General features: G+C 66.7%; 9 protein-coding genes and 2 pseudogenes. 10 read left to right on the forward strand and 1 reads right to left on the reverse strand.

Features of this window, described 5'->3' with window-relative positions:
* Positions 1-157 precede the first annotated feature (157 nt).
* From ACZK2V_RS03360 to pncB, 3 genes are all read left to right on the forward strand, one after another.
* Positions 158-1,012 carry a glycosyltransferase family 2 protein gene (locus ACZK2V_RS03360; protein ID WP_049462837.1) on the forward strand — a complete coding sequence of 285 codons (855 nt, stop codon included), beginning with the start codon at positions 158-160 and terminating at the stop codon, positions 1,010-1,012.
* Positions 1,009-1,848: a glycosyltransferase family 2 protein gene (locus ACZK2V_RS03365; protein WP_049462838.1), complete on the forward strand. Its 840-nt coding sequence runs from the start codon at positions 1,009-1,011 to the stop codon at positions 1,846-1,848. The genes ACZK2V_RS03360 and ACZK2V_RS03365 overlap by 4 nt, the downstream gene beginning before the upstream one ends.
* 108 nt (positions 1,849-1,956) lie before the next feature.
* Entirely contained in the window at positions 1,957-3,135 is a 1,179-nt protein-coding gene (gene pncB, locus ACZK2V_RS03370; protein WP_010482009.1) for a nicotinate phosphoribosyltransferase, read from the forward strand.
* A 10-nt stretch (positions 3,136-3,145) separates the two neighbouring features.
* On the opposite strand, the gene ACZK2V_RS03375 is transcribed toward pncB, so the two are convergent.
* Positions 3,146-3,511: a hypothetical protein gene (locus ACZK2V_RS03375; protein ID WP_014645902.1), complete on the reverse strand. Its 366-nt coding sequence runs from the start codon at positions 3,509-3,511 to the stop codon at positions 3,146-3,148.
* Between the two features lie 459 nt (positions 3,512-3,970).
* On the opposite strand from ACZK2V_RS03375, the gene ACZK2V_RS03380 reads away from it, so the two are divergent.
* From ACZK2V_RS03380 to ACZK2V_RS03410, 7 genes and pseudogenes are all read left to right on the forward strand, one after another.
* On the forward strand, positions 3,971-4,510 hold the full coding sequence (locus tag ACZK2V_RS03380; RefSeq protein WP_049462839.1) for a fimbrial protein: 540 nt from the start codon (positions 3,971-3,973) through the stop codon (positions 4,508-4,510).
* A gap of 85 nt (positions 4,511-4,595) precedes the next feature.
* Positions 4,596-5,322, forward strand: a pseudogene (locus ACZK2V_RS03385) (fimbrial biogenesis chaperone).
* Between the two features lie 188 nt (positions 5,323-5,510).
* Positions 5,511-7,641, forward strand: a pseudogene (locus ACZK2V_RS03390) (fimbria/pilus outer membrane usher protein); the annotation flags it as partial.
* Between the two features lie 117 nt (positions 7,642-7,758).
* Entirely contained in the window at positions 7,759-7,977 is a 219-nt protein-coding gene (locus ACZK2V_RS03395; protein WP_486323303.1) for a FimD/PapC C-terminal domain-containing protein, read from the forward strand.
* Positions 7,968-9,002 (forward strand): fimbrial protein, encoded by a 1,035-nt coding sequence (locus ACZK2V_RS03400; RefSeq protein ID WP_049462841.1) that lies wholly within the window; start codon positions 7,968-7,970, stop codon positions 9,000-9,002. Before ACZK2V_RS03395 ends, ACZK2V_RS03400 begins: the two co-directional genes overlap by 10 nt.
* Positions 9,003-9,268: 266 nt before the next feature.
* On the forward strand, positions 9,269-10,453 hold the full coding sequence (wecB, locus tag ACZK2V_RS03405) for a non-hydrolyzing UDP-N-acetylglucosamine 2-epimerase (protein WP_049462842.1): 1,185 nt from the start codon (positions 9,269-9,271) through the stop codon (positions 10,451-10,453).
* Positions 10,450-12,651 carry a membrane protein gene (locus tag ACZK2V_RS03410; RefSeq protein ID WP_049462843.1) on the forward strand — a complete coding sequence of 734 codons (2,202 nt, stop codon included), beginning with the start codon at positions 10,450-10,452 and terminating at the stop codon, positions 12,649-12,651. Before wecB ends, ACZK2V_RS03410 begins: the two co-directional genes overlap by 4 nt.
* Positions 12,652-12,657: the final 6 nt, after the last annotated feature.

Consider the following 12,657-nt stretch of genomic DNA (forward strand, 5'->3'; position numbering starts at 1 on the left):
GCCCCCGCAACCGGACCCACCCCGCCATCCCCCAGGAACCCAGCTTTTGCTCCGGCTGTTGCTTCGGCTCTGGCTCTGGCCTCTGCAGGCGCCGGGTGCAACCCGGCCGATACCCTCCCAGTGCTAGGCTGTGGCTACCGACAACCACGGAGGCGGGATGGGGGCGATCGTGTTGTTGCCGCTGTGCGTGGACGATGCCGCGCTCGACCGCTGCCTGGCCGCGCTGGATGCCGGCACCGCGCCGGGAACCGCGGTCTGGCTGGCCGATGACGCGCAGACCGGCCCGCGTGCGCAGGCGGTGGTGGAGCATTGGTTGGCGCATACGCCGTTGCAGGCCGAATACACCCGCCGCGCGCGGCCGTTGGGCGAGGTCGCCCATCTGGATGAGATGCTGCGCGCCTGCGAGGGCATGGACGTGGCGGTGCTGGCGCCGGACAGCGTGCCCGCGCCGGGCTGGCTGCAGCAGCTGCAGGATGCCTTCGCCCGCGACGCCGCCATCGCCACCGCAACCCCGTGGTGCAATGCCGGCGAAACCGCTGCATGGCCGCGGCTGGGCGAGATCAATCCGGAACCGGAGGACCCGGCGCTGCTGGCACACACCTGTGCCACGCTGCCGGTGCTGCATCCGGAGCTGCCCTCGGCGGTCACCCACGCGGTACTGGTGCGCGGCAACGCGCGTCGCCGCGCCGGCGGCCTGGACGTGGACAGCTACGCCGGCTGGAACGCGGCACTGGTGGACCTGAGCCTGCGCATGGCTGGCCTGGGATGGCGCAACGTGCTGTGCGAGACCGCCTTCGTCAGCCGGGAAGGGGAGGCGGTCAGCCGTGATGGCGATCTCGAGGCCCTGGCCGCGCGCTGGCCGGGGTGGGTGCCACGGTTGGCTGACTTCCTCATGCACGATCCGCTGCATGGCCTGCGTGCCGATCTGCAGCAGCGCATGCGGCAGGCGATAATGCCGAAGGAACAGGGTGACCTGTTCGTCTCGTCTTCCGCGCCGGAGCCTCCTGCTTGAATGTTGCCATTGCCGCCATCGTCGTCACCTACCAGAGCGGCAGCACCATCGACGCCTGCCTCTCGCGTCTGCGCCAGGCGCAGGACGTGGCCGAGATCCGGGTGATCGACAATGGCTCGATGGATGGCACGCTGGATATCGTGCAGCGCCATGCCAGCCACGACCCGCGCGTGCGTCTCGTCGGCAATCCGGACAATCCCGGCTTTGCCGCCGCCAACAACCAGGGCGTGGCCGATTCGCACAGTCCATGGCTGGCCTTCATCAACCCGGACCTGATGGTTGAACCGGAGACGTTGGCCGCACTGCGCAGCCGCGCGGAAGGACTGGGCGACTGCCTGCTCGGTGTCGAGCAGGTGGACGAGCAGGGCCATGCCGACGAAGCCGTGCGCCGCCGCGACCCGGATTTCCTGATGATGCTGCGCTCGCCGGGCAAGGGCTCGAAGCTGGCGGTGCCGCGTGACCCGCAGCAGGCGCTGCAGCGGGTGCCGGCGCTGTCCGGTGCGCTGCTGATGATGCCGCGTGCATTGTTCAACTGCATCGGAGGTTGGGACGCCGGCTATCGTCTGCATGCCGAAGACCTGGACCTGTGCCGGCGTGCACGCGAAGCCGGAGCAGTGGTGGCGATCGCCAATGACCTGCAGGTCACCCACGTTCGTGGCGTCTCCAGCCGCTCGCGGCCGTTCTTCGTTGAATGGCACAAGCACAAGGGCCTGTGGCGCTATTTCCAGAAGTTCGAGGCCAGGCAGCGTTCGCTGCCGGTGCGGGTAGCGGTGTGGGGCGCGATCTGGGCGCACGCGCTGATGCTGGTGCCGAAGCTGCTGCGCAAGGCGCTGTAGCGCCGCAAGAGCATCCACGCATGGCGTGGATCTACCAATGTTGTTTCCCGTGAGCTGAGTGTGGCCGCAGGCACCCCGGTTCACCCTGCCGGGCGCATAATCCGCCCCATGCCTATCATCCAGTCCCTGCTCGACACCGACCTGTACAAGTTCACCATGATGCAGGCGGTGCTCCACCAGCACCCCGGCGCCCAGGTGCAGTACCGGTTCAAGTGCCGCACGCCCGGCATCGACCTGGCCCATTACATCGACCAGATCGACGAAGAGATCGACCACCTGTGCAGCCTGCGTTTCAGCGACGCGGAGCTGGACTACATGCGTGGCCTGCGCTTCGTGAAGCCGGACTTCGCCGATTTCCTCGGCCTGTTCCACCTCGACCGCAAGTACATCCAGCTGCGCGCGTCGAAGACCGTGCCCGGCGAGATCGAACTGGACATCACCGGGCCCTGGCTGCACACCATTCTGTTCGAAGTGCCGCTGCTGGCGATCATCAACGAAGTCTGGTTCCGCAACACCACCACCGCCGACTTCGCCGAGGGCGAGCGCCGCCTGCAGGCCAAGGCCGCGCTGCTGCGTGATACCCCCGGCTTCGAGCAGTGCCGCATCGCCGACTACGGCAGCCGCCGCCGCTACTCGCGCGACTGGCATGCCCGCCTGCTGCCGTTGCTGCGCGACGCCCTCGGGCCGCAGCTGGTCGGCACCAGCAACGTGCATTTCGCCCGCCTGTACGGCATGACCCCGCACGGCACCATGGCCCATGAGTACCTGCAGGCGTTCCAGGCGCTGGGCCCGCGCCTGCGCGATTCGCAGGTGGCGGCACTGGAGTCGTGGGCACGCGAGTATCGCGGCGACCTCGGCATCGCGCTGTCCGACGTGGTCGGCCTGGATGCGTTCCTGCGCGACTTCGACATGTACTTCTGCAAGCTGTTCGACGGCGTCCGCCATGACTCCGGCGATCCGTTCGACTGGGGCGACCGCATGCTGGCGCACTTCCAGCAGCGCCGGGTGGATGCACGCAGCAAGGTGCTGGTGTTCAGCGATGGGCTCGACATCGCCAAGGTGATGCGCCTGTACGACTACTTCCGTGGTCGCTGCCAGGTCGCCTTCGGCGTCGGCACCCACCTGACCAATGATCTGGGGCCAACGCCGCTCAACATCGTCATCAAGATGGTCCGCTGCAACGGCCAGCCGGTGGCCAAGCTCAGCGATTCGCCGGGCAAGAGCATGTGCGACGACCCGGGCTACCTGGCCTATCTGCGCCAGGTCTTCGAGCTGCCGCCGGCGTAAACACGCCGGCTTACAGGTAGTCGACCACCACCAGGTAGGCGCCCTGCAGCGGCTGCTGCTTCGAAGCCTGCACGCTGTAACGCTCGGAGAAGGCGATATCGCCGGCGCGCATCGCGCTGGCCGACACCGACAGCTTCTGGCCCTGGCGCTTGCCGTCGCGCAGCGTCGCGGCCTGGCCATCGGCCAGCGCCGTCACGGCCACCGTCGAGCCCTTGGCCGAGGGCGGGCAGGCGGCCAGGCTCAGCTCACCCTGGGACAGGTTCGTCGTGCAGCCCGGCTCGGCGATACGGCCGCTGAAACGGATGCTGCCGCTGCTGGCCTGGGCCAGCGCACTGACGGACATCAGGGCCACACACAGCAGAATGGAGTTCCTCATGACACGTTCTCTGGTTCGGTGTGTCCTAGTTAGCGACAGGTTCGATCCGTCTTTAATAGGACAAATCCGAATCTGCTAGGGCCATCACCAAGAAAGAGTGATGCGCATCAAATAAGGCGATTTCCACCTGAAAAAAGCCTGTTTTCGCGCATGCCGAACGCGCCACGGGAAGCGTCATGCAGGGTCGTTTGTGACCTGATCGCCTTGCCGTCAAATCCCCTACGCCCGCCGGGCTCTCATTCCGCCTACCACGTCACATTTGAGGCGTCAATGAATTGGCGTTCAGAAAAATAATGAGACTTTCATCACAGTTGTGCCTATACTTGCGTCACGGATTCAGGGGAAGGTATGTCCGAGTCCGGCCACAGGTGAGACGCAAGGATGGGTCTTGATAGCCCGGCAGTGCTCCTTGCTTCCTCCTCTACTTCTCATCTCTTCAGTAGGGTTAGGTAAAAGCGAATGCACAAGATCAATATCATCGCCGCTCTGATGCTGGCCGCCGCTCCGCTGGCCGCCAACGCCGCCGACGGCACCATCACCTTCAACGGCAAGGTGACCGACAAGACCTGCACCATCTCGACCCCGGGCGGCAAGGACTTCGCCGTCAACCTGCCGACCGTGTCCAAGAACACCCTGGCCACCGCCGGTGCCGTTGCGGGCCGTACCCCGTTCGCCATCAACCTGAGCAAGTGCAGCGCCGGCAACGTCGCCACCTACTTCGAGCCGGGTTCCACTGTTGACTTCAACAGCGGCCGCCTGGTCAATCAGGCTTCGGCCAACGCTGCCACCAACGTGCAGCTGCAGCTGCTGGGCTCGAACAACACGTTCCTGCCGATCAAGGCGGCTGGCCTCGGTCTGGCCCAGGAGAACTCGCAGTGGGTCACCGTCGGCACCGACGGCTCGGCCAATCTGAACTATTACGCTGAGTACTACGCCACTAACGCCGCCACCCCGGGCGACGTCACCAGCAGCGTCAAGTACACGATCATCTACAACTGATCGTAGTCGTACCCGCGCTGGCCGGCGTACGCGCCGGCCAGTGCATCGCGGCCCCTGGCCACATACCTCGAGCGTAGTACTTCCGATGAAAGCATTCTTTCCCCGGGCGCTGCTGCTGGCAGCGTTCACGCTGCCCTTCTGCCAGAACGCTCTGGCCGGCGTGGTGGTCAATGGCACGCGAGTGATCTATCCGGCGCAGGCGCGCGAAGTCACCGTGCAGGTCGACAACGTGGGCGATTCGCCGGCGCTGGTGCAGGCCTGGATCGACAGCGGCGACGCCAACCAGACCGCTGATACCAGCGATGCCCCGTTCGTGCTGACGCCGCCGATCGCGCGTCGAGCCGGGCCGCAGCCAGGCGCTGCGACTGATCTTCTCCGGCGCGCAGCTGCCGACCGACCGTGAGTCGGTGTTCTGGCTCAATGTGCTGGATGTTCCGCCGTCCCCGGACAACGCCGACAGCGGCGAACAGAATTACCTGCAGGTCGCGTTCCGTTCGCGCCTGAAGCTTTTCTACCGGCCGCAGGGCCTGAAGGGCGTCGCCAACGACGCGCCCGCAGCGCTGCGCTGGACCCGCACGGGCGACCGTCTGCGGGTGGAAAACCCGAGCCCCTTCCACGTCACTCTGGCCGAAGTACATGCCGTGACCGGCAGCAGTGAAAAGGCCGTCGAGGACAAGGGCGCGATGGTCGCGCCCAAGCAGAGCCTGGAGTTCGCCGCACCGGCGGGCACCGACCAGGTCCGCTTCATCACCATCAACGACTACGGCGGCCGGGTGGAACACACCATCCGCCTCGGCAGCACCGGGGGCTGAACGCGCCGCGCCGGCCTTGGGCCTGCGCATCCCGCCACCGCCGCTGTGCGGCGAATTGAAGGAATGTCAGTGTGATCGGAAACAGATTGACATTGTCGATCCATCAGGCGCTTTGCCTGTTGGTTGCTGGCGTGGCCTGCCCAGGATGGGCGCTGGCTGCCCCGGCCAATCTCGGCGAACAGGCGCTGATGGCGCAGAGTGGTGCGGCCAATGCGCGTGCACCGGAATCGGCCCAGTTCAACTCCAGCTTCCTGTCTGGCCAGGCCAAGCAGGTCGATCTGGCGGCCTTCAGCAACGGCAACCCGATGGTGGCCGGCAACTACCGTGTCGACGTCTACGTCAACGGTGCCTGGCAGGGCCGTCGCGATCTGCAGTTCAAGGCCGATGCGCAGGGCCGTGTCGACGCCTGCCTGCCGCTGCCGATGCTGGAAGAAATGGGCGTGGACAGCGAAGCCGTGCTGCTGCAGCAGGATCCGTCCGTGCCGACCGACAAGACCAGCTGCGTGCCGGTTCAGCAGCGCATGGCCAATGCCTATGGTGTCTATGACAGCGGCAACCTGCGCTACGACCTGAGCATCCCGCAGGTGTTCCTGCGTCGTGAGGCACGCGGCTACGTCAACCCGGCGCTGTGGGACCGCGGCATCAATGCCGGCTTCGTCGGCTACAGCTTCAATGCCATCGACAGCGACAGCCGTGTCGAAGGTGGCCAGCGCAACCGCAGTGCCTACCTCGGCCTCAACGCCGGCATGAACCTGGGTGGCTGGCAGTTCCGCCACGATTCGAACCTGACCTGGTCCGAGGGCGATGGCCGCCATTGGCAGAGCATCGCCACCTATGCGCAGCGCGGCATCCCGCAGGTGCGCGGCATGCTTACCATCGGTGAGGCCTACACCACCGGTGAACTGTTCGACTCGATCGGTTACCGCGGTGCCAGCCTGGCCAGCGACGACCGCATGCTGCCCGATTCGCTGCGCGGTTACGCGCCGGTCGTGCGCGGCATCGCCGAGACCAACGCACGCATCGAAGTGCGCCAGAACGAGCAGCTGATCTACTCCTCCACCGTGTCGCCGGGCAGCTTCGTCATCGACGACCTGTACCCGACCGGCTACGGCGGCGACCTGGAAGTGAGCGTGATCGAGGCCGATGGCCGCCGCCGCGAATTCAAGGTGCCGTTCGGTTCGGTGCCGCAGATGCTGCGCGAAGGCGTGTCGCGTTACTCGCTGACCGCCGGCCAGGTGCGCAACAAGCTGCTGGCCGATGAGCCGTGGCTGGTGCAGGGCACCTACCAGCGCGGTATCGGCAACCAGCTGACGCTGTATGGCGGCAGTGCACTGAGCGACGGCTACCTGTCGCTGCTGTACGGCGTCGGCCTGTCCACGCCGGTTGGCGCGTTCGCCGCCGACGTCACCCATGCACGTACGACGTTCGACCACTACGGCAACCACACCGGTGCCAGCGTGCGCTTGAGCTACAGCAACATGATCGGCGAGACCGGGACCAATCTGACCCTGGCCGCCTACCGCTATTCGACCGAAGGCTTCTACAGCCTGCAGGACGCGCTGTATGGCCGTGATTCGGACAAGCGCGGCATCGATCCGACCACACGTGGCCGTCAGCGCAGCCAGTTCCAGGTAACGCTGAACCAGCCGCTGGGCCGTCGTGGCGGCGCGCTGTACGTGACCGGTTCGGTGCGTGACTTCTACGACCGTTCCGGCACCTCCAAGCAGTACCAGGTCGGCTACAACAACGCCTGGCGTTCGGTGAACTACGGTTTCTCGGCGCTGCGCACCGAAGAGGGCGTACTCGGTCGCTCGGATACCCAGTACCTGCTGTCGATGAGTGTGCCGCTGGGCCGTGGTACCCACCCTGTGTCATTCAGTGCTGATCTTGGCGTGCGCGACCGCGGGGGCTACGACAACAGCCGCGTTGGCATCACCGGTTCGGCCGGTGTCGACAACAACTTCAGCTATGGCGCGGCCCTGTCCGATTCCCGCGAGGGCAGCACCACCGCGATCGGCAACGTCGAATACCGCAGCCGTTATTCCGCATTGAACGCCAGCTACAGCCACTCGCGTGACTTCCGCCAGGCGTCGGTGGGTGCCAATGGCAGCGTGGTCGTGCATCCGGGCGGTTTCACCTTCACCCCGCAGCGTGGCGACACCATGGTGCTGGTCGAAGCACCGGGCGCGCGATGCGATCGTCAGCAACGCCCCGGGCCTGCGCGTCGACGGCCGCGGCTACGCGGTGGTCCCGTACGTGTCGCCGTACCGCCTCAACACCGTCACCCTCGACCCGCAGGGCATGGCTCACGACGTCGAGCTGGAAAGCACCAGCCAGTCGATCGCGCCGTTCGCCGGTGCCATCAGCTACCTGCGCTTCGATACCCGCAAGGGCAACGCGCTGCTGATCCAGGTGCGCAACACCGATGGCCGCACCATGCCGTTCGGTGCGCAGGTCAAGGACGAGCAGGGCCAGCCGGTGGGCATGGTCAGCCAGGGCGGCCGCCTGTACGTGCGCAGTGACAAGAACCAGGGCAGCCTGCTGGTGGAGTGGGGCGCCGGCGCCGACCAGCGCTGCACGGTCGATTACCAGGTTCCGGCGGGCGCCGATGCGTCCAAGACCGGCTTCATCCCGCTGGAGGCAGCATGCCGATGATTTCTTCCCGTGGCCGCAAGGCGCTGAGTGCCCTTGCATTGCTGGGCGGCGTGCTGCTGGCCCAGCAAGCCAGCGCCGCGTGCAGCCTGAACTCTTCGTGGTTCACCGCACAGGACGTCACCATGGACATGGGCCAGATCGTGATCCTGCCCAGCACGCCGGTCGGCGGCGTGATCAAGGAGATCAGTGAATCGATCACTCAGCGTGATAGCGTGGCCAGCTGTGATTGGAGTGGCGGCTACTCGCGCGGCGAGTATGTCAACGCGGCGCAGCAGCGCCCGGTGCCCGGTTTTGCCAATACCTATGAAACCGATGTCCCTGGCGTTGGCATCAAGCTATTCCGCGATTCAGGGGCGATCCAGGCCTACTATCCGCACAGCATTCCATTCAACGGTGGGGCGAGGATCAATCTCAATGGCGGTCGATTCCGTATCCAGCTGATCAAGACAGCCGCGCAGACCGGTTCCGGCGTGATCGCGCCGAACGGTCGTTTCACTACATACTATTTTGATGGTGATGGCAGCCGTCGCCCGGTGTTGACCTCCACCTTCAAGGGCTCGGGCACCACCGTGGTCAGCCCGACCTGCGAAGTGCAGGCGGGCAGTCGCAACATTGCCGTCGATTTCGGCAGCGTGCCCAACACCACGTTCACCGGTGTCGGTTCCAAGGCTGTAGATCGCGATTTCGAGATCCGCCTGAACTGCCAGGGCAGCAACGTTGCTGCCTACCAGAGCAAGATCGGCATCCGCCTCGACGCCGACCAGGACAGCTCGAACATGCCGGGCGTGCTGAAGCTCAGCGCGGCCACCAACAGTGCCACCCGCATCGGCATCCAGATGGTCCAGCGTGATGGCAGCACCGAGCGCGAAGTGCGTTTCGGCCAGACCGTCAACGTCGGTACCACCGTGCCGGGTACCAGTGTCATGGCGCTGCCGCTGCGTGCCCGCTATGTGCAGACCCAGGCCGGCACTGTGGGTGCAGGTGTCGCAAACGGCCAGGCCACCTTCACCATCCAGTACGAGTAAGGCGGCCGCAGGCCGCGCCACTGCTGCGTTCCACCGCAACGTCGCCCGTTCCACGGGCGGCGTTGACTGCGTCTTGATCTTCCAACGATGAAGATCAATGCCACGACGCGCGTACCATCATTCGAATGTGATGTACGTCGCGATTTTGGAGTTTCCTCATGAGGTGACCGTCTCCTGCCTGCGGGTGTTGGACGGGAACGCCGAAAGGATCCAGACGTGGCTACAGCTCCTGGCATTCCCTCGCGCCGGCCTTTCGGAGCGCTGCGATGAAGGTCCTGTCGGTGTTCGGCACGCGACCGGAAGCGATCAAGATGGGGCCGCTGGTAAGGGCCTTGGCGGAGGCTGCGGACATCGAATCGGTGGTCTGCATCACCGGCCAGCACCGGGCGATGCTGGACCAGGTGATGTCGCTGTTCGCGATCACCGCCGACCATGACCTCGATGTCATGGTGCCTAACCAGACCCTCAATGGCCTGTGTTCCAAGCTGTTCGAACGGCTTGACGCGCTCTACACGCAGGTTCGCCCGGACCGGGTACTGGTGCACGGCGATACCACCACGGCGATGACCGCCGCACTGGCCGCGTTCCACCACCGCATTCCGATCGGTCACGTCGAGGCCGGCCTGCGCACCGGCGACATCAACCGGCCGTGGCCGGAGGAAATGAACCGGCGGGTGATCGATGTGGTCGGCCACCAGCTGTACGCGCCCACGCCCAGCTCGCGCGCCAACCTGGCCGGTGAACACCTGGGCGGGCAGATCCTGGTCACCGGCAATACCGTCATCGATGCCCTGCAGCAGACCGTAGAGCGGCTGGATGCCGACCCGGCGCTGCGTGCGCGGGCTGACGAACCCTTCCACATGCTTGACCCCGATCGTCGCCTGCTGCTGGTCACCGGCCATCGCCGCGAGAGCTTCGGCCAGGGCTTCGAGGACATCTGCCGTGCGCTGGCTGAGCTGGCGCGGCGGCCGGACCTGCAGGTGCTGTACCCGGTGCACCTCAACCCGAACGTGCAGGGACCGGTCAACGCCCACCTCGGCCATCTCGACAACGTGCACCTGGTGCCACCGCAGGATTACCTGCGCTTCGTGCGCCTGATGCAGCGTGCGGACGTCATCCTCACCGACTCCGGTGGCGTGCAGGAAGAAGCGCCTGCGCTGGCCAAGCCAGTGCTGGTCATGCGCGACGTCACCGAACGCCCGGAGGCGGTCGAGGCCGGAGTGGTGACGCTGGTCGGCACCACGCCCTCGCGCATCGTCGAGGGGGTCAATGCGGCACTGGCCCAGCCACCGCAGCCGACCCGCTTCGATCCTGATGCCAGCCCCTACGGGGACGGCCGCGCCAGCGCCCGCATCGTCGCTGCCCTGCGCGGCACGCCGCTTCCCGAATTCTCGCCCGGTCTCCGCAGCGGCGGTGCCGCCCACCCCCATCCGCATGAAGTGACGCCATGACCCAGACCGGCCGCTCTGCCCTGTTTGTTTCCGCCGCCGCGTTCGTCCTGTCGGGCGTGGTCGGCACTGCCCATGCCGCCGACAACGTCGCCGGCCAGTTCGCCGAATGGAGCGGCGACAGCACGGTGAACCGGCAGATGACCCTGCGCGAACTTGGTTTCCGCCAACCGCTGGTGCTGAGCGGGCAGGAGAGCCAGCGCGAGGTCTACCTGCCGGTGCCGGCCGGCGTCGCCACCCGCGATGCGCAGCTGCAGCTGGATGGGCGTTATGTGCGCGGTCACGCCGGGCGCACCTCGGGCCTGTGGTCGGTCGATGGCGATCCGATCGCCGCGCGCTCGATTACCGACGCGCAGGGCGACGCCAGCCAGCTGCTGGCCATCGATGGCGAACCTCGCCAGAACGGCTTCGTGCGGGTCGGCGTCGGCTGGTGGTCGATCGTCTCCGACTACCAATGTGCCGACCAGAGCGCGCCGGCCAACGTGTTGCGGCTGTCGCCGGACTCGCGTTTCAGCTACCGCTTCGATGGCCGGGCCGTGGACACCGTGGCCAAGGCCTGGGGCGCGCTGCCACCGCAGGTGCGCCTGCTGGTGGATGGCAAGGCGCTGCAGGCGCCCGCCTACGACGCCGCCTGGCGCGTCGGTACCGCGTTGCAGGGCGGTGGCAAGCAGGTGCAGGTGGTGGCGCTACCCAAGGTCGGTGACAGTGTCGACCTGACCGGCATCAGCATCCCGGCCAGCCTGCAGGGCGTGCCGGCCTACGCTGCGCTGGCGACGGGCGAGCGTGCGCATGTGATCAAGGATCTGGCCGAAGTTGGCGCGCTGCTGTCGCTGCGTGACAGCGGGCCCTTGGCCGCTGACGTGATGATCGGCAGTGATGCGCTGCGGGCCGGCGTACGCGCGGCACTGGACGCGCTGGCCGTACAGGTTGCGGCTACGGGTGCCGATGCGGGCGCTGCCTTCGCCGCGTGGCGCGGTACCGATATGGGTGGCCTGGAAAAGCCCACGGCCAACGCATCGGTCAGCGTGGTCGCCGTTGCTGGCCGTCCGACGCTGGTGGTCGACCCGGCGGCGGCGGGCAAGGTCGCCGGGTTGTTCGCCGAACAGTGGCGCAGCTACGCGTTGGGCCGCAGCCTGCAGGTCAGCGCGGCGGGAACACCGAAGCTGGACGGAGACCAGGTGCTGCTGAGCCGGCTCGGCAACATCGCCGGCACGATGGATGTGGTCACCCGCGCGGACCGCAGTGCCACCTTCGACCTCGGCGTGCTGTCGGCCGATGGGCGCCTGCCCGAGGAAGTGGTGATCGATGTCTCGGCGGCGCCCAACGCCGCCGGGCAGGGCGCGGTGGCCACGATCCATTTCAACGATTACCTGCTGGGCGGCAAGGTGCTGTCGGCCAATGGCCAGCCGCAACGGCTGGTGGCCAAGGTGCCGGCCTACGCGCTGTCGGCGCGCAACGAGATCCGCGTCAGCTTCCTGCGCCAGCCGGCACGACCTTATTGCCACGATCCGGCCACCGCCTATCCGGTCTCGATCCTGCCCAGCAGCCACCTGACCCTGGCCAAGCGGTCGCTGGGCAGTGATTTCGTCGGCGCCAGCAGTCAGCTGTCGCGCGGCAACCAGGTGTTCGTGCCGGCCACGTGGCTGCAGGATGCACCGGCATCGCTGCGCAAGGTGATTGCGGTGGCCAGTGCAGTGGGTGCCTCGCCGGAGGCGTCGGAACTGAAGGTGGTCGATGCCGGTGCGGCGGTCAGCCCGGGCGTACCGTGGCTGGCATTCGGTGTGGCGCCATCGGGTGTCGATGTGGCCGGCCTGAAGGACGGTCATCTGCTGATCGGCGGGAAGCCGCAGCCGCTGCTGGATGTCAGCGGCCTGGACCGCGCCGCGGTGGTGCAGGTCGGCACCTCCGGCGGCCAGCTCGGCGTGCTGTACAGCGACCTGGGCGCACAGGCACCGTCATTCGGCGCACCGTTCCGGCTGCTGCGCGGTGATCTCGCCGTGCTCGACGGCAGTGATGCCGTGCGCGAGTTCGACCGCCAGGATCCTTACGGGAGTCGCGTTGCCCAGGATGGCAATCCGCAATCGAAGTGGGAACGGCACATGATCTGGTTGCTGCTGCTGGTCGGCGTGATCGTGTTCGCGCTGCTGGCCGCCCGCGTCACCCAGGTGCGCCGCCGCAAGTCCGCCAACACAGGGCACTGATCCACC

The sequence above is a fragment of the Stenotrophomonas sp. 93052_Sma genome, assembly GCF_056481145.1.